Source organism: Rhizobium gallicum bv. gallicum R602sp (genome assembly GCF_000816845.1).
Classification (GTDB): Bacteria; Pseudomonadota; Alphaproteobacteria; order Rhizobiales; family Rhizobiaceae; genus Rhizobium; species Rhizobium gallicum.
The window spans coordinates 386627-404383 of the sequence record NZ_CP006879.1 but is presented as its reverse complement, the minus strand read 5'-3'; the positions used below and the strand labels follow the sequence as shown (position 1 = coordinate 404383).

Below are 17757 nucleotides of genomic sequence, written 5' to 3'. Positions count from 1 at the left end.
CGAAACGATGACGCCGCCCGATCTCAACCTCCCAGACGATGTTGACGCGCTGAAAGCCATGGTGCTTGCCATGGCCGAGAAGGCGGCGCGGGCCGATGCCCTGGAGAGCGAAATCGCTGATCTCAAGGCGCGCAATGCCGATGCCGATGAGCGCATCGAGCGGCTGACGCAGATCCTGAAGGCCTTCGATCGTGCCCGCTTCGGCCGCCGATCGGAAAAGCTCGGCTCCCCCACCACTGACGACGAGCAGCAGGCCTTTGTCTTCGAGGAGATCGAGACCGGCATCGCCGCGATCAAGGCACAGGTCAACAAAGGCCGCGAGCGCTCAGAAGGCAAACGTCCGCCGCGGCCGCGCAAGGGCTTCGCACCGCATCTGGAGCGGGTCGAAGTGGTCCTCGAGCCTGAAGATCTGCCGGAACATGTCGGCAAGCAGAAGGTGCTGATCGGCGAGGACGTGTCGGAGCGGCTGGATGTGGTGCCGGCGAAGTTCCGCGTCATCGCCGGCCGAAGTATGCCTCAAAAATGAGGACGGCGTCATCCAGGCATCGGCGTCGGCACACATCATCGAGGGCGGCATTCCGACGGAAGCGCTTCTGGCCCAGATCGCTGTCTCCAAATATGCCGATGGCCTGCCACTCTATCGGCAGGAGGCGATCTACGCCTGCGACAAGGTCGAGCTCGACCGCAAGCTGATGGCGCAATGGATGGGCAAGCTCGGGTTCGAGCTCGAGATCCTCTCCGACTACCTCTTTGATGAGATCAAGAAGGGGGAGCGGATCTTCGCCGACGAGCCACTTTGCCGACCCTCGCTCCTGGATCCGGATCGACAAAGACGGCCTGGCTTTGGGCCTATGCCAGGGATGACCGGACCTTCGGAGGCAGTGGTCCGCCGATGGTGGCCTATCGCTTCGAGGATAGTAGAGCCGGCGAGTGTGTCGCCCGGCATCTGAACCGCTACCGCGGCATTCTCCAAGTCGACGGCTATGCCGCTTACAACAAGCTGGTCCGCGCCGATCGCGGCCATGACGGCGTTTTGCTAGCAGGCTGCTGGGCACACAGTCGGCGGAAGTTCTACGAGCTTCATGCCAGCGAAAGCTCAAAGGTTGCAACGGCGACGGTGGAGAAGATGGCCACGCTCTGGCAGATCGAAGAGACCGTGCGCGGCCAAGGTCCCGATGCCCGTGCCGCGGCGCGCCAAGAGGCTTCTGCAGCAGTCGTCGCGGACCTCTTCGCCCTCTGGCAGCAAACCCTGCCGCGCATCTCCGGCAAATCGAAACTGGCCGAGGCGCTCCGCTATGCCATCTCGCGTCGCGCCATCTTCGAACGCTTCCTCACCGACGGCCGCATCGAACTCGACTCCAACATCGTCGAGCGAGCAAACGCAAGAACTCGCTCTTCGCCGGCAGCGACGGCGGCGGCAGGAGCTGGGCAACCATCGCCACGCTGGTGCAGACGGCAAAGATGAACAACGTCATCCGCTTGCCTGGCTCACCCAGACCCTCGAGCGCATCGCCAATGGCTGGCCGAGCAGCGAAATCGACGCACTCATGCCGTGGAACTACGCCGCCTGAACGGCCTCGCCTTGCCGCTTACGTTGCAGGGCTTGCGCTCGAGTACGGGGTGAACGCCAATCAGTTGCGCAACTGGATCAGGCTGCGTCCGCGCCGGCAGGCGGAGAACGCGTTGACCACTAATGCCTTGCGCGCCGTCGGCCTTTGTTCCGGTTGTTGAGGCCGCGCCGATTGCGCGACCGCCGGCTCCGTCGGCTCGGCCGACATCGCCACGGGTGCGGCTGAAGGCGTCGCTGCCGAACGGTGTACGGCTGAGCTTGAAGATGCGGATGCTCAGGTTCTGTGTAAGCGCGAATTTCCCGGCACCTTTTGCTGTTGAGTGCTCTGATGCATTAGATGTCCACCAAAATAGGTGGACACCTTGTGATGGAAGACGATGATCAGAAACTACGGGTAAGGCTTGTTGGTCGGGACGGGCGACGCCGTTACGACCCGGCATCGAAGGACCGTCCTGTCACGGCCTGCCTTGAGCCTGGAGTGTCGGTATCGAAGCTTGCGCTCGAACATGGGGTCAATGCGAACCTTCTTCGGAAGTGGATGAAGAAACGCACGGAGACCCAGTCCCTTCCGCCGTCCTCATCACCGGCGTTTATCCCGGTTCAGATTGAAAGCACTTCCGATCGGGCCTTGCTGCGACAGAGCAGCATGGCTGCGGTGGATGTGCCGGGGACTTGCGATGGAGTGCGTGGGTCAAAAGGGCTGCGCCTTTTTCCTCTCCAGCCAAGGTGAGCGCGTCACTGCCGAACGGCGTGAAGTTGACGCTAGAATGCTGTGATGTGGATGCATTGAGGGCGATCATGGGAGCACTGGGTCATGTTCAGACTGGGCGCTGACCTTCAGGTCTACCTGCATCGCGAACCGATCGACTTTCGGGCTGGTATCAACAGCCTTGCGGTTCTGGTCCAGGAGACGATGGCACTCGATCCGTTTGCTCCAGCGGTTTTTGCCTTCTGCAATCGCCATCGCGATCGGATGAAGCTCTTGTTCTTCGACCGATCGGGCTTTGTGCTGGTCCTGAAGCGGTTGACCGAGGACAAGTTCCGCTGGCCCCGGCGTCAGGAAACGGTGATGCGGCTGACGACGGAGCAATTGCACTGGATTCTCGACGGCATCGATATCGATGCGATGGTTCGCCATCCGGTGCGGCAATATCAGGTTGCTGGCTGACGGCGGCGAATTCTGCGGTTGACGCGGCGGTACGGTTCAGATTCAAAACTACGATGAATCGAACCGGCGAACCGACTGTTGAAGAGTTGATGGCGCGTATTGCTGCGCTGCAGGCGGAGAACCGTCAGCTCACAGAGCGCGTCGTCAAACTCGAGGAAGAGCTGGCGCTTGCACGACTGCATCGTTTTGCGCCGAAGAGTGAAAAGCAAATTGACCGCCTCTCCAATGAAGCTGAACAGGCCGCTGATGAGGACGCCGCCGACAACGAAGATGGCGATGTCGTTGCCCTGCCAGACACGGGCTTGCCGGCGACAGAAGGGGCGACGGGAAAGAAGCGCGGCCGCAAGGCCTTGCCGCAAAATCTGCCGCGCGAGCGCGTCGAGTATGACCTTCCCGACGATCAGAAGGCTTGTCCTTGCTGCCGCGGCCAAATGCACCGCATGGGCGAGACCGTTACCGAGCAACTTCATATCGAGGTGAAGGCTAAGGTCCTACAAAATGTGCGGTTCAAATATGCTTGCCGTCATTGCGACCGCACCGGGATCAACACGCCTGTTGTGACCGCGCCGATGCCGACGCAGCCCTTGCCGGGCAGCATCGCTACGGCCTCGACGCTGGCCTTTGCTCTTGTTCACAAATACGTCGACGGCACACCGCTCTACCGTCTGGCGCAGGCCTTCGAACGCGCCGGTGTTCCTGTCAGCCGAGGCGCTCTGGGTCACTGGGTGATCGGCTCGAGCGAGAAGCATCTGCATCGCATCTATGACGCACTGAAACTGCGGCTCAGATCACAGCCCCTCATTCATGGCGACGAGACGACGGTTCAGGTCCTGAAGGAAAGGATAGGGAGGCCACCAGCACATCGTATATGTGGGCATATCGGAGTGGCGAGGACAGTGACGAGCCGATCGTGCTTCTCGATTATCAGCCGGGCCGCGGCCAGATAGACCCGCAGGCCTTTCTCGCCGATTACCGCGGTATAGTGATAAGCGACGGCTATTCCGCCTGGCGCACACTGGAGGGCGCAACCCATATTGGATGCATGGCCATTCGAGGCGGCGCTTTGTCGATGCCCTCAAGGCGAGGAAGAAGGGCGGCGGTCCGCCGGAGCAGGCGCTCCGGTTCTTCGAACAGCTCTACCGGGTTGAAAGGCAGGCGCGGGACGAAAAACCGGACAGAGGCGAAACGCCAGATCAATGCATTCGCCGCTTCCGCCAGCAACATAGCATCCCCGTCCTGAACGCCCTCAAGGAATGGCTCGATAAAATCGCCCCGAAGGCCGGACAGCAAGCTTGGCTATGCCGTATCCTACACTCGGAACCAATGGGAATATCTGACGCGCTACGCCGAAGACGGCAGGATGCCGATCGACAACAACCTTCTCGAACGCGATATCAAAATCTTTGCCACTGGCAGAAAGAGTTGGCTGTTCAGCGACACCGTGGATGGAGCCAAGGCCAGTGCCGTAGTCTACAGCCTGATGCTGACCTGCCGCGCCTCGCGCGTCGAGCCGTTAGCCTGGTTGCGCCACGTCCTCACCGAATTGCCTCAGCGCGCCGACGACGCCGATACCACCGACCTGCTGCCCTTCAACTTCCCCAAAACTGCCACTGCCGCCTGATCCAGCGCTACGCTTTCCTAAATCAAACGCCGAAAGGCGGCGTCAACGTGCGGGGAAAATCGCGCTTACGGTTCTGTCGGCGATGATCGAAGCGTTGGGGCGTTGCGATGTTCCGGCTGGCTGATGATCTGCGCGTCTATCTCCACCGGGAGCCGATCGACTTTCGCGCCGGGATCAGTAGTCTTGCGATCCTGGTCGAGCAGTCTATTGGCCTCAATCCGTTTGAGCGCGCGGTGTTTGCCTTCTGCAATCGCCGCCGCACCTGGTTGCTGTTCTTCGATAGGTCGGGCTTTGTGCTGGTGTTGAAGGCGCTGACGGAAGACAAGTTCCGCTGGTGCGGCGGCAGGAGACGGTGGTGCCGCTCGATGCCGAGCAACTGCACTGGTTGCTCGACGGCATTGATCTCGACGCGATGGTGCGCCATCCGGTGCGGCAATATGAATTTGTCGGCTGAACTTTGCCGTTGACCTAAGGGAACGGCTCAGATTCAAGACTATAATGACTCGAGCCGGCACCCCTGATGCGGAATTGATGGCGCTTTTGGCTTTTGGCGGCTAATGCTGCCGAAATCGCCGCGCTGAAGGTCGAGAGGGAAGCCCTTGCGCAGCGCGTCTTCAAGCTTGAAGAAGAACTGGCTCTCGCGCAGTTGCATCGTTTTGCGCCGCGCAGCGAAAAGCATATGGATCGCCTCTTCAACGAAGCCGAGCAGAGCGCCCTTGAGGGGGATGAGGACAGCGACGACATCGATGAGGCCGATGCCGTTGATCATCCGCACACAGGACTGCCGGACACCGAAAAAAGCCGGAAGGCAAGAAACCCGGCCGCAGACCGCTGCCGGAGAACCTGCCGCGCCAGGGCGTCGAATATGACCTTGCCGACGACCAGAAGGTCTGTCCGTGCTGCAGCCACCCGCTGCATCGGATGGGCGAGCTCGTTACCAAGCAGCTTCACATCGAGGTGAAGGCCACGGTTCTGCAGAATGCCCGGGCCAAATATTCGTGCCGAAACTCGACCGCACCGGCATCAACACGCCTGTTGTCATCGCGCCGATGCCGAAGCAGCTGCCTTCCAGGCAGCATCGCCACCGCTTCGACGCTGGCCTTCGCGCTCGTTCATAAATATGTCGACGGCACGCCGCTCTATCGTTTGTCGCAGGTCTTTGAGCGCGCCGGGGTTCCGGTCAGTCGCGGCGCTTTGGACCAATGGGTGATCGGTTCGAGCGAGAAACACCTGTATCGTATCTATAATGTGCTGAAATCGCGACTCCAGTCCCAGACCGTCATCCATGGCGACGAGACCACGGTTCAGGTGCTGAAGGAAGCGGGCAAAGAAGCTACCAGCACGTCGTATATGTGTTGGGGTGGACGGCCCCCGAACGGCATCGAAACGTGCCAGAGTGAGTCGTTAAGATCTCAAACAAAGGGAGCCGTCCGTGGACAAGATTACTCGTATCGGCATCGATACGTCAAAGCATGTCTTTCAACTGCATGGCGTGAACGCCGCCGAGAAGCCGGTCTTGCGCAAGAAAATGCGCCGCAAGGAATCGATAGATTTCTTGACGACCTGCCCGCCAACCGTGATCGCCATCGAAGCTTGTGGCGGTTCCCATCACTGGGCTCGGCTGCTGACCTCGCTCGGGCATGAGGTGAAAATGATCGCGCCGCAGCTCGTGAAGCCTTACGTCAAGCGGAGTAAGAACGACGCCGCTGACGCTGAGGCGCTGTGCGAGGCGATGAGCCGTCCGACGATGCGGTTTGTGCCGGTCAAGACGGTCGATGAGCAAGCGGCCCTCATGGTGGTCGGCGTCCGGGGTCGTTTGATCCGCAACCGTACCCAACTCGCCAATGCTATCCGCGGCTATGCCGCTGAATTCGGCATTTCCGCCGCCAAGGGCCTGGCCCATATTCCTTTGCTTCTTGAACGGATACAGGCCGACGCGACGGTGCCGGAATTGGCACGGGAATTGTTCGCGAGTCAGGCAGAGGAATACGCGCAACTGGAAGAGAAGATTGCCGACGTGGATGCGAAGCTCAAGGCATGGCAGCGTACCGATGAACGCAGCAAACGCCTCAACAGAATTCCCGGCATTGGCCCGATCGGCGCGGCGCTTCTGATCATGAAGACACCGGCGCCGGAACTATTCCGATCCGGCCGTCAGTTTGCCGCCTGGATTGGGTTGACGCCGAAGGACCACTCGACCGGCGGTAAGCTGCGCCTCGGCCGCATCACGCGAGCAGGCGATGAGGCATTGCGAGCGGTGCTGGTGGTCGGAGCAACCACTGTCATTCAGCATGCACGGCGATCTGGCAAGGCTTCTCCATGGTTGACCGAACTGCTGAAACGCAAGCCGCCGAAGCTTGCAGCCGTCGCCCTCGCCAACAAGATGGCGCGTATCGCCTGGAAGATCATGGTGTCTGGAGAGACATACAACGTAAAGTTAGCGCCAGCGCTGATGGTCAACGCCGCATGAAGATCGGCAACGTATAGAAAGTCTAGTCCTTCAATCCGCGTGCTGATGCCAGAACTTGCAAGATAGGAGCAGATGGTGTGATCAATCGATCCACGACGTGAGACACTCCGTATAGGCCCATGGCCTTCTACAAGGTCGTGTATGTGTTTGGGGCTCACGTTGCGGAAACCATCTTGGCCAGCGTTCATGTGCGAGCGCAACAACAGGCCGGACGTATGGACGCAAGCGATGCGGTCAAAATCATCTCAAAAATATCTTGCGAGCAGGGGGGCCGTCCACGTATGCCTATCGCAGCGGCGAGGGCAGCGAACAGCCAATTGTGCTGTTCGATTATCAGCCCGGGCGCGGGCAGGAACACCCGCAAGCCTTCCTCGACAACTATCGCGGCATCCTGATGAGCGACGGCTACTCGGCTTGGCGGACGTTGAAAGGGGCCACGCATATCGGCTGCATGGCCCACGCTAGGCGGCGCTTTGTCGACGCCCTCAAGGCGAGGAAGAAACCCGGCGGGCCGCCGGCGCAGGCCCTTAAGTTCTTCGACCAGCTCTACCGGATTGAAAGGCAGGTGCGGGACGAAGAGCCCGATGACGGCGAACCACAGGCCGACTACATGCGCCGCTGCGCCTCGGCGTTCTCAAGCTCTACCAGGCGATCGACACGGCGCAGGCGGAAGCTGTCTCAGCCCGGGCTCGAGATCGGCGACCTGGACTGGAAAAGCATCACCGCCCTCATCAAAACCCACAAGGCGTCCGGGCACACCGCCGAAGCTGCCGCCGTCGGTGAGCACGCCAATCTTCGTGGCGCCGGCTACTTTCATTAAGAAGACTCGACATCTGCGCGAACTCTGTCTTTCCGGCATGGCAAGCGCTTTCCAGGAACTGGACACGCGTCCGGAGGCAAGAGCTCTCGAGCACGGCGAATGGCTTGCCCTCCTTCTCGAACGGAGGCGACAACGCGCCGTCAGAAGCGCTTCGAGTCCAGAGCGCGAGCCGCCAGGCAGCGCACAGCCTGCTCGCCAACGGATCGGACTTCCTGAAGTTGTCCCGGTCCTCAATAGCTGTGGTGAAGGAGGTTGCGGTGATCGCTCCGACACCCGGAATCGACATGAGGATACGGCGGGCCTGGCTCTGGCGCGCCTCTGGACGAGCTGCCGGCCAAGTTCGGCGGCGCGGATGGCGCGGATGCAGATACTGTGCCAGGCTTCCAGCGTCGGCAGCACGACCGATGCAAGCCCATCCTGATCGAAAAGAAGGCGTTGGACGTTGTCCTCGAAGGTGCTTCCCTTTCGGCCGAACGACGAGACCGACGTCTTCATGATGCCGCGGATCTGGTTGGAAAGCTCGGTGGTGATCCGAACCAGCCGAATTCGCGTCGCGACCAGCGTGCGGGTCAACATGCTGTCGAACCCTTTCACCCGCACCTCCCGAAAAGGCCCGATCTCCGCGACATGCGCCAAACCATTGGAGCCATATCGAGCGCAAGCTGCCCAAGTGAAATACCTGCCTCGAGGTCAGCTGCATGGACGCGCCGGCGATTGTTGCTATTCGCTAAGCGGCGGGAATGGTGTGATCGACCAGCCGATTAAGTCAACGGCACGCTGAAGTATCGCCCCGGTCTCAGCGACGCCAGGCGAAGCGGCGATGACATGTCCGATCCAATCTCGGGTATCGCCCTTCCGGATGATCGGCGTTTCTGGTTCAACATACAATTTGACCTCGGCAATCCCGGTTACAGCAGCCGCCCGACTGTCGCCACCGATCCAGTCGAGAGTGCCGTCCCGGTCAGGAACTAGGATCCGCGCGGCCGCAGTGTGCGAATGCCTTCTGCGCAAATTACATTCATCGCCGATGACGAGCTTCACGTGCTCGGTGATGAGGTCGACACCGTAAGCCAAGTGAACCAGTTGAGGATCGGGGGTGCCAGAAAGCCGCGGATTGACTTCAATGACTAGTGGGCCACGCTTCGTCCACCGAAGTTCAACGTTCGTTGGCCCCCAGCCAAGACCTAGAGCTGGCAAGCAGCTCAGGGAAACATCGGCGGCACGCTCATGCTCTTCATCTGTTAGCCCGGCCGGAAGGGTAAACTCGTGATAGACGAAATGCGGTGGGGGGCCAAAGTCAGCGGCGGCAATTCCAACGACCTCATTCCCCATGATGTTAGCGCTATAATGCGGGCCCTCTGCGAATTCTTCGACCAGTATCCTCGGCGGAGTCTTCCATTTGTGCTTGCCGTCCAATAGATAGGTCGTGTGGTCACGCAAATCATAGACGGTGCGGCACAACCGGACACCGCGGCTGCCGCAGCCGACGGCCGGCTTGAGAATCACCGGCAGACCAATTTCCGCGGCAGCGCTTTCCACGTCCGTCGCTTTCGCTGCTAAGCGATAAGCAGGTATTGGGACGCCGGCCTCCTTCAGGAGCTGACGTTGGGTGAACTTGTCGCAGCATCGTTCGATTGAAGCCGGGTTCGGGCCCGGTAGATCAAAATGCCGACAGAGCTTGGCAACTGTCGCATAGACGTCCTCCTCACTGCTCGTAATGCCAGCAATGTCATAGATGGCACGTAGCCGGGAGCATTCGCGGATCAGCGCATTGAGGTCGCCTGTGTCGATGCGGATTGTCTCGATGTTTTCCGCTGCAAGATAGTCATACATAGTTGGATCAGCCGCGAAGTTGATCGGATGAAGACCAAGCCGCTTGGCGGCTTGGACGTAAAGTAGACCAACACCCCTTGTATGGCCTTCAAGCAGGATGAGCGCACTACTTGCCATTATCCGCCTCCATTGGTGTGTTCCGTCTGCACCATCAGCTAGACGTGAGTAAAAATAACCTCGCCGTTTAACTCGAAACCAGCTACCTTCCTTGATAGTGGCACACACGATCCGCGGCAGGCTGCGAGAGGGCGAAGAGATCGCCGACGCGAACGGTCAGTTCGACGTAGGCGATGGGGTTGACGCCCCCACTCGAAGGCATCGATGTGCCAGAATGGTTGCGATGGAACCATGAAAGAGGGCCTCCGATGGGGGCGAGATCATTTCGGAATCAGGGGCGGATTGCCTCGGAATTTGCACGTTCCGACTGCTTGGACGGCATTGCGATGCATTCGAGGCCTGGCTGACCTGCCACAGGTACGTTCATCCAACGGCAAATCAGAGTGTCGGTTCTCGATCCGCCTGCTGGCGCGTTTGCGGCGGCCGTGCATAGCGCTCCGGGTGCGGTACCCGAGCGACGAGTGCGACCGGCATAGTTGCACAACGTGGCAACACAACACCCCACGGGACCCAGGTTCCATCCGTGGCATTCGTGGCCTGGGCGACTGTTCGTATCCATGACGTGCTCGTGAAGGGAGAGGCTGTTTTCCGTTGCGGCCTCTCCAGCGCCGGTCCACCAGGTTCTGCACAATCGCGAAAGCAGCGCCTCGGTACTCGTGGTCTCGCATTGAGACGGTGGACGACGATCTTGGTCGCGTCGCAAGTTATTCATCCCTGTCAACGTCGCAATGCTTTGCGACAAGCGGTAGTGATATCTCATTTGGCTCGCGGCGGGTCAATCGATGCCTTGTTCGACATTGAGCGGGAGATCCTGTCGTCGATGGACGCGGACCGATCGAGAAAGCTGTCGCACAGTTCTCCGATCCCCAGGTCAACCGCCTCCACGCTGAACCGTAGGGACAAATTCGCGGGCTTTCGAAGTAACGGCCGATTTTGCACGCAACCGACACCTACTGTCGGGTTCAGGCGAGTCCGAGAGAAGGTCGTGTTCGATCTGCTCAGCCGCCACCCTGTTCTAACTTTTTGACAAATATGAAGTAAGAACATTTGAGGCTTGTTTGGCGAAAGCTGGCACGACTTTTGTAACGCTGTCGTCGCTACCCAGGCGCCGCAGACCTGAGTCATATCAGGGTTGCCTCAGATCTGTATTGATAGTGCGGTCAGCAATGCGGGCTCACCGACAAGGGTGACTGACATAGCGGGAAGCTTTGTGCACCAGTGAAAACATGCAGCGCAGCTAAGGAGAGCCTATGGAACGCCCGCGGAAGACTGACGTCCCTCAAGCTCGAAGGCCGACCACCAGAGTGTCCGATCGATTTGCCTTGCTCCCGTCTATGCGTTTCCGCGAGGCAGCCACAGCGGCGTTCGCGCTCGCGTTGGGCCGATTTCTCGACCAGGCCGAAGGTGTCAACGAATGCGAAGAGTTGTTCGACCTCTTGTCTGCTTTTGCTTTGAACTTTGATTGCCCGTGGATCGCCTATGGTTCTCTTACACCTAACCAGAGGGTTTTGAAGCCAGTTCAATCTGGTCCGGGGGTCATGCTGAATTATCCTGAGGAATGGCAAAAGCGCTATTTCGAAATGGGTTATGCCTTTATAGACCCCATAATCAAGAAGAGTCGAAAGCGGACCGGCGCCTTTCCTTGGAGCGAGGTGTACAACGACGAAAGCACGACTGAAATCGAACGACGATTTTTCGACGAGGCTGCGACGTTCGGCTTAAGATCGGGCTTGAGTGTTCCACTGCACGGCCCCGATGGCAGCTTTGCGGTCATGAGCTTTGCCCAATCATGGGACCGCCAATTCCAAAAACAGACAACACCCTACTTGGAACTTGCCGCGTTACATTTCCATCAAAGGGTTGACAACTGGTTGAAATCGAGTCGCATCGAGAGTGCTCCTAGCCTTTCTATAAGAGAGAAGGAGTGTATGCTATGGGTGGCAAGGGGAAAATCATCGTGGGATATAGGAACCATTCTGGGCATATCCAAAAATACCGTCAATTTCCACATGAAAAACGTGATGCGAAAATTGGATGCTGCTAGCAGAACGGTTGCTGCTCTAAAAGCAGTAGAATTCGGGATTATCGAATTGTAATAAGCGGAGTCCAACAGTCCAACAAACTTATGTGTAGGAGCGTGATGCTGTCTGTGAACTGGACCAGTGGCCTTTTTTCTACTCGGTTACTATTGCCTGGCCGGCTGTTCGCCTGCCCCGGGAGTTGGGCACGGCCAACCTAAGTGGATCGAGGCCGAGTCACCTGCCAGATTCTCCTTTGCGCTGCCTTCTCAAGATCCGTCCTGGCAAGGCGTTTCCTATTGCGTTCCGCCGATGAAGAAGCTCATCAGCGCAATGGCAAAGCCGGGATTTGATTGGCCGGTTTCCCACGAGGCGAAGGCCGGTAGCCAGGCAGGCAAGAGTTTGAAGACTGCCCTGCAGGATCCCGTCCGACCTCGAGCAAGGATGGTGACGACAACAGCTTGCGCCGTAACGAAGAGGATCAATGCGCCCGCATCGTTGACAGATGCGAGAATCGCGATGAGTACAACCGCCTTTATGGTGATGAGGAAGCCAACCAGCGCAATCATACCACGGTTACGGTTATCCGCAGCGGCAGCAACAATGACCACTTCTGGAATCGTGACAACAATTACAACGGCTGCAAGGTCCAAGTAACGTCTCCCCGGCCGCGGCGAGCGAATCCTTGGTTCTTCGACATTCCCAATGACAAGGGCGTCAAAGAACGCTTCTGGTTCAATCTCCGCACCTAGCATCAAAGGAAGATGCCATGCACCAGAACGTCATTATCGCGATCGCAGCGACCCTCGGAATAGCCGCCGGCGCCGGAGGCACTTATCTTGCTACGTCAGAACCAAAGTTTGAGGCTCAGGCCATCTCGAAAGCCAAATTGGTCGCAGCCATTTCCGCTGATCCATCCCTCTGCCCGATCCCGACCGTTGAAGCGCCGTCGGAAGCCGAAGCACAAGCTGCCTATCGCAAAGCGCACGCGGCGTCTCCCTTGGGTTGGGACCGAAATAATCTGCCGAAGATCTCCCTCGCGCTCGGGCAATGTGACAAAGCCGGGGCAGGGCCGGGCGTCGCCTGCATGACCTCAGTCAAGATGGCACCTGACGCTTAGCCGATCGATCGGATTATCGGGTTCGCCAAATCAGCATCGCCGAAACGGCACCTTTTCCGTCGCCCCGAGCGGCGGGGTGAAACAAGATTCGATCGCCTCCTTGATCTCGGAGGCTGCCGAAGCGCCCTGTTGTTAGGCCCTCGCCTCCGGTCTTGGGCTCAAGGGAGAGGTCACCTTCAATTTCGATCCTTCCGGCTTGCCGCCGCCCACGACTCCGGGCGTTCCCCCGATGCACGAGTTCGCAACGACGCCCAATGGAAGTCAGTTATATTTCGTCCCGCCGGAAGGTCTTTGCAAAATCGGGCCATCGCGGGAAGGTTCGAGAAAAAGCTTTGGGAGTCCAATCCTTTCGGACAGTGGGGCGCCGGCCTGTTTTCTTTGTGGATCGACTGCAATGCATTGAACACAGCCAGGAAGGGTGACTTCTCGGCGCCGCCACAGCGCTTCCTTTCTATGGTCGAATTGGATCCCCACCCGAATATTCCGGACGATCTCGGCAAATTCATCGACTTCCTCGCCAATCGTGACAAGGATCGCTACATCCCGCCAAAGCGCTCGACGATCCGAAGATGGATGGTTCAGGCGGTTTATTACGGGCTTCGCAAGGTTGACGCTGAGGGCACGGTGCAGGGGGCTGGCCTCAGCTCCTAATAGAGAAAGAGCCGCGCGTATTCTCATGAAGTATGCATCTAGTAAATTGCCTGATGGGTTGGGAGAAGTTGCTTCTGCTTATGGCAATATCTTCGACAATACGGATGTGGTTGGGCACAATGTGCGCCGCATGTTCGAGATCGTGGAGGACCCCGAGACCTATCGGTCGCCATTCAGCCCCTGGCCCCCCTTGCATTGATAGACCGAAATTCAGTGGCAGTAAGGGGGAAGCGCCGCGCCAAACCCGCCGCGATTTCAGCCTCGACCATTCGCATGAACATCGCATCGCCGCCGAGCCGACGCACGATTAGATGGGATATTCGGCTTTGCGTCTCAGCGTTGACCATTGTGGATTGCGGTGCTGCGCTTCTGGCTGATGGTAAAACGAGGTCATGTCTTTCAACAGCCTCAACATCAAAGGGAGAAGCGCAGCATGAAACACTATTGTGCATTGGATTTGTCGGTGAAAGAGACCGCGGTCTGCATTGTTGATGAGACAGGCAAGATTTGCCGGGAGACGAAAGTTGCCACTCACCCTGAGGATTTGATCTCGGTGATCAAGGACCCGAAGTGGCAGATTGAGCGGATCGGTCTTGAAGCCGGACCACTGTCGCAATGGCTCTATGAAGGACTTGCCAAGGCAGGATTGCCGGTGATCTGCATCGAGACCAGACATGCCAAGGCATTTTTGAAAGCCCAACCGAATAAGACGGACCGCAACGATGCGCGTGGAATAGCCCAGATGATGCGCGTCAATCTCTACCGGCCTGTGCATGTGAAGACACTGACGAGCCAGAAGCACCGGGCATTGCTGACAGCGCGCAAACTCTTGCAGGAAAAAGCCATCGCCATCGCGAATGACATTCGCGGATTGTTGCGCAACTTCGGTCTGAAAGTCGGATTGGTCGGCAAGGTCAAATTCGAGGAGCGGATCAATGAGCTGGTCGAAGACAGGCCTGATCTACACGAAATCATGCAGCCATTGTTGGCTGCGCGCAAACTGCTGCGCGACGAGTTCACCAAGCTGCACAAGAAGGTTTTGGATTGGTCCGCGAGGATGAAGTTTGTCGCCGGTTGACGACGATCCCTGGTGTCGGCCCCGTTGTCGCTCTCACCTATACGGCAACCATCGATATTCCTGGCCGGTTTGCACATTCAAAGGCGGTCGGTTCTGTGCTCGGGCTGACGCCGAAACTGAACGAGTCTGGTGAAAGCAAACGGGTCGGGCGAGTATCCTGTTGCGGTGACGCGATGATGCGATCCCTGCTGTACGAAGCAGCGCAAGTCCTGCTTGTAAACGTTAAGAAATGGTCGTGGCTAAAAGCCTGGGCGATGAATATCGCCAGACGCCGCGGCAGGCAAAAGGCGGTTGTAGCGTTGGCCCGACGGCTTGCTGTGATCATGCATCGAATGTGGAGTGACGGAACCGAATTCTGCTGGACACGGGAGAGCTTGCCTGTTGCTGGGTAATTAGCAACCAAGGTGACGAGAACCAAAGGAGACAAGAAGATTCCGCCGCCGGTGGAAAGATGTCCTTCGCAGGACGATGGATGGGGTGAGTTCGCGTGGTTGTCTGGTACGGTCGTTTATTGCGATCAGGTCGCCGATTAGATTGTTCCGCCCCATTCTTCTGGTCCCATAATGGGAGGGCCACATAGGCCGAGCCCGGAGAGAAGCGCGATACTGCGAAGACATCAATCGCCATAGCTGCGGACAGTCAGAAGGTGCTTGACCTCACCACGCCGAATAGAGAAGCAACCTCCACTCGAGCGAGAGTACAATGAACGCCGTTGTCGAGCTTTATGGTATTGATGCTTGATGAGACGAATGGAAAGACGCAAGAAGCATTGCGCCAATGCAATATAACGTTATATAATGACACGTGTCAAAGCTGATTAGAGGCGCGACGCTGTCAGCCAGTTAGAAACGCGACACTGGCACCGATAATCAGCCCCCGATCCGACCGGCTGGGCCGGGTTGCAAGGGAAGGGCGGGGGCGGGTGATAATGCTCCTCTTCGGCTTTAGCTTTCTCAGTAGCAATTGTTCCGTCGCCGGCTGATACTCGTTTGCACCTGCATGGGGCAGGTAGGGGTCAAAGCCACACGATGCTTCCGGAAATCAAGTTGCAGGGTGACGTCGATGTCGCCGCGCTGTCACCACTTGTTCGCGGCATGCTTCTTGCGGTTGCCTATGCTGACGGTGAGGGTGGCATAGGATTGACCGCGACCGGCGCCATGAACCGCAAGTTCGTGCATTGGGCCGCTGTGAACTTCCTCTGGCCCGACTTCACAGCCGAAGACCTCTACAGCATGAACAAGGTGCTCAATGAAAGCGACATGCCGCCGCTCTGGGTCGTGCGCGACATGACCCGTCATCTGAAGCTGCTTCGCCGGAAAAAGGATGTGCTGCTGCCAACCAGACGCGGCCGGGAGTTCCTGGTGAACCCGCAAGGCTTCTTCGATCTCGTCGCCACGGATTATCTCTATTCCTATGTCCACGCCACCGAGCGCAAAGAGGAGGTCCAAGCGCGGTTACGCTGGTGGCGCATGTTCCTCAACCTTCTCAATATCAAGGCCAGAGAAGGGTGCACGCCATTGGAGCTTGTGAAGATCCTCTACCCAGACTTCGAGCCCCTATCTGAGACCGAAATGACACTGGAAGCCTGGGAGCTGAAATCCGATATCCAATATGGCGTCCTACGGCGCCTGTGCTGGCTTGGTTTGCTCTATGAAGCACGAGAGGGGATCACGCTTTTCCAGGATGGATCCTTCCACAAGACGCCGCTCTGGCCAGCCTGCCTGCAACTGGAATCGGATACACAGAGCGACACCGGCGTGCACTGACGATTTTTATTCCGCTGCTGGCTGCCTCAATAACGCTTTCTCTCGCCGTGCAATCACCGCCGGATCGGTCATGTAATCTGTCCTCGGCTTGCGTCCTCGCTTCTGATAGCCGTTGGCTGTGCTGCCGTCGCGAATGCCGAACATATGATCCGTCTGCCCGGTGCGTCGGGGACCGCTCTTGCTGCGCTGCTGCTTGCGTCCAGCCTGCAGCTCAGCGACAATCGACAGCACATCGTCCAAACGCTTGTTCTCGACGACTTCAGACCGATGCACCGACCGCAACTTATCGAAGGTTCTGTAGGGCAGGGCAAAGCTCTCGTGCATGATCTCGAGCCGTCCGTCAGGATAATCGCAGACGATCACCTTCTGGCCGGCCAACGGCCTGGAAACCTCGGTCGGGTCGAGGATGAACAACACCTTGTCATAGCGTAGCGTCAATGACTGCGACAGCGTGCGGACTTCCTTGCGGCACATGGCGCCATCGAGGTTCTCATGGTCTGCCAACGGCCGGTGCATGTCCTTCGGGTTACGCGGTGGCTTGCCGAAACGCGCGTTGAAATCCGCCATGAACTCAGGCGCATAGGCATTGGCAGCTTCTATCGTATCGATACCGCGAAGCCGCATCTCCTTGACCAGCCGATCCTGTAATGTCTGATTGGCACGCTCCACCCGGCCCTTGGCCTGCGGAGTATTGGCGCAGATAATGTCGATGTTCAGCTCATAGAGCGCCCGACCGAACTGGGTCAGACCACTCGTCCGGTCTTTCTCCGATGCATGGGTGGAGCGAAAGACGCCGTGCTTGTCGCTGTAGAAGGCCAGCGGCTTGCCCCATTGCTGCAGATAGGCCTTCGTCGCCTGCAGATAGTCGAACGTGTTCTCGGATGGCGCAAAGCGCAAATGAAGCAGCTTGCCGGTGGCGTCATCGATATAGACGAGCAGGGCGCATTTGGGGCCGCGGTTCTCGAACCACCAGTGATGCGACCCGTCGATCTGCACCAGTTCACCAAAGCAGTCGCGCCGGCCGCGCGGCTGGAAAACTCGCTTCTTGCGCTCACGACGCGAAATCCAAATGCCGGCCTCGGTCATCCATTGCCGCAGCGTCTCCTTGGCGAGAGAGATCCTGTGCAACTCAATCAGCTTCTCGCGCGCCAGCGTCGGACCGAAGTCCAGATAGCGTTCGCGGATCAGGTCCAGCGCCGCATTACGAAATTCCTCGCTGTGGCGCCGATTGCTCGGCCGTGATCGCTTCTTTGAAACAAGGCCGGCCGGCCCATCCCGGTCATAGGCCTGCAGCAGCCGATGAACCTGACTTCGACTGAGGTCGAGCCGTTCTGCCGCCTGGACAACAGTCAGGCGTTCGTCACGGATCTTCTGGATGAGTTCGAGGCGATGCAATTCTTTCTGCGACATGGTGATTATACAGGACATGACGACTCCGACCGCTCATGGTCTCGACCAGGCTGAAGATCGTCATCCTTGCTCCCAACGTTGGCTTTGACCAGTGCGTCGAGAGGCGAGACTGTCG

The 17757-nt window shown here is 58.4% G+C and carries 7 protein-coding genes and 11 pseudogenes; 15 read left to right on the top strand and 3 right to left on the bottom strand.

Annotated features, from left to right (window positions below):
* Window positions 1–7: 7 nt before the first annotated feature.
* The 9 genes and pseudogenes from tnpC (RGR602_RS22855) to RGR602_RS38680 form a co-directional block, all read left to right on the top strand.
* A pseudogene (tnpC, locus tag RGR602_RS22855) lies at window positions 8–1571 on the top strand (IS66 family transposase).
* Window positions 1572–1937: 366 nt separating this feature from the next.
* A pseudogene (tnpA, locus tag RGR602_RS36235) lies at window positions 1938–2404 on the top strand (IS66-like element accessory protein TnpA).
* Entirely contained in the window at window positions 2385–2738 is a 354-nt protein-coding gene (gene tnpB, locus RGR602_RS22850; RefSeq protein ID WP_040114347.1) for an IS66 family insertion sequence element accessory protein TnpB, read from the top strand. The pseudogene tnpA and the gene tnpB (RGR602_RS22850) overlap by 20 nt, the downstream one beginning before the upstream one ends.
* Window positions 2739–2791: 53 nt before the next feature.
* Window positions 2792–4359, top strand: a pseudogene (tnpC, locus tag RGR602_RS22845) (IS66 family transposase).
* 107 nt (window positions 4360–4466) lie between these two features.
* Window positions 4467–4688 (top strand): annotated as a pseudogene (tnpB, locus tag RGR602_RS39860) (IS66 family insertion sequence element accessory protein TnpB); the annotation flags it as partial.
* Between the two features lie 169 nt (window positions 4689–4857).
* Window positions 4858–5727 (top strand): annotated as a pseudogene (locus RGR602_RS36230) (transposase); the annotation flags it as partial.
* Between the two features lie 64 nt (window positions 5728–5791).
* On the top strand, window positions 5792–6829 hold the full coding sequence (locus RGR602_RS22830) for an IS110 family RNA-guided transposase (protein ID WP_040114346.1): 1038 nt from the start codon (window positions 5792–5794) through the stop codon (window positions 6827–6829).
* Window positions 6830–7109: 280 nt separating this feature from the next.
* Window positions 7110–7448 (top strand): annotated as a pseudogene (locus RGR602_RS39480) (IS66 family transposase); the annotation flags it as partial.
* Window positions 7449–7686: 238 nt separating this feature from the next.
* Window positions 7687–7832 (top strand): annotated as a pseudogene (locus tag RGR602_RS38680) (AAA family ATPase); the annotation flags it as partial.
* Here RGR602_RS38680 and RGR602_RS36220 read toward each other — a convergent pair.
* A pseudogene (locus RGR602_RS36220) lies at window positions 7786–8294 on the bottom strand (transposase); the annotation flags it as partial. The pseudogenes RGR602_RS38680 and RGR602_RS36220 sit on opposite strands and share 47 nt — an antisense overlap.
* A 75-nt stretch (window positions 8295–8369) precedes the next feature.
* On the bottom strand, window positions 8370–9599 hold the full coding sequence (locus RGR602_RS22820; protein ID WP_040114344.1) for an ATP-grasp domain-containing protein: 1230 nt from the start codon (window positions 9597–9599) through the stop codon (window positions 8370–8372).
* 1250 nt (window positions 9600–10849) lie between these two features.
* On the opposite strand from RGR602_RS22820, the gene RGR602_RS22815 reads away from it, so the two are divergent.
* From RGR602_RS22815 to RGR602_RS22795, 6 genes and pseudogenes are all read left to right on the top strand, one after another.
* Window positions 10850–11695: a LuxR family transcriptional regulator gene (locus tag RGR602_RS22815; RefSeq protein ID WP_082046648.1), complete on the top strand. Its 846-nt coding sequence runs from the start codon at window positions 10850–10852 to the stop codon at window positions 11693–11695.
* A 143-nt stretch (window positions 11696–11838) separates the two neighbouring features.
* Window positions 11839–12369: pseudogene (locus tag RGR602_RS39855) on the top strand (hypothetical protein).
* 17 nt (window positions 12370–12386) lie between these two features.
* Window positions 12387–12734, top strand: a pseudogene (locus RGR602_RS39475) (hypothetical protein); the annotation flags it as partial.
* A gap of 402 nt (window positions 12735–13136) precedes the next feature.
* Window positions 13137–13388: a hypothetical protein gene (locus RGR602_RS35010; protein ID WP_133941929.1), complete on the top strand. Its 252-nt coding sequence runs from the start codon at window positions 13137–13139 to the stop codon at window positions 13386–13388.
* 433 nt (window positions 13389–13821) lie between these two features.
* Window positions 13822–14858, top strand: a pseudogene (locus RGR602_RS22800) (IS110 family RNA-guided transposase).
* Between the two features lie 636 nt (window positions 14859–15494).
* On the top strand, window positions 15495–16232 hold the full coding sequence (locus RGR602_RS22795; protein WP_040114342.1) for a hypothetical protein: 738 nt from the start codon (window positions 15495–15497) through the stop codon (window positions 16230–16232).
* 6 nt (window positions 16233–16238) lie between these two features.
* Here the strand turns inward: RGR602_RS22795 and RGR602_RS22790 are convergent, their stop codons facing one another.
* Window positions 16239–17660, bottom strand: coding sequence for an ISNCY family transposase (locus tag RGR602_RS22790; protein WP_040114341.1), 1422 nt, complete (start codon window positions 17658–17660; stop codon window positions 16239–16241).
* Between the last annotated feature and the right edge of the window lie 97 nt (window positions 17661–17757).

Coding starts and splice junctions, on each gene's coding strand:
- tnpB (WP_040114347.1), top strand. CDS start 2,385: ATGTTCAGACTGGGCGCTGACCTTCAGGTCTACCTGCATCGCGAACCG.
- RGR602_RS22820 (WP_040114344.1), bottom strand. CDS start 9,599: ATGGCAAGTAGTGCGCTCATCCTGCTTGAAGGCCATACAAGGGGTGTT.
- RGR602_RS22815 (WP_082046648.1), top strand. CDS start 10,850: ATGGAACGCCCGCGGAAGACTGACGTCCCTCAAGCTCGAAGGCCGACC.
- RGR602_RS22795 (WP_040114342.1), top strand. CDS start 15,495: ATGCTTCCGGAAATCAAGTTGCAGGGTGACGTCGATGTCGCCGCGCTG.
- RGR602_RS22790 (WP_040114341.1), bottom strand. CDS start 17,660: ATGTCCTGTATAATCACCATGTCGCAGAAAGAATTGCATCGCCTCGAA.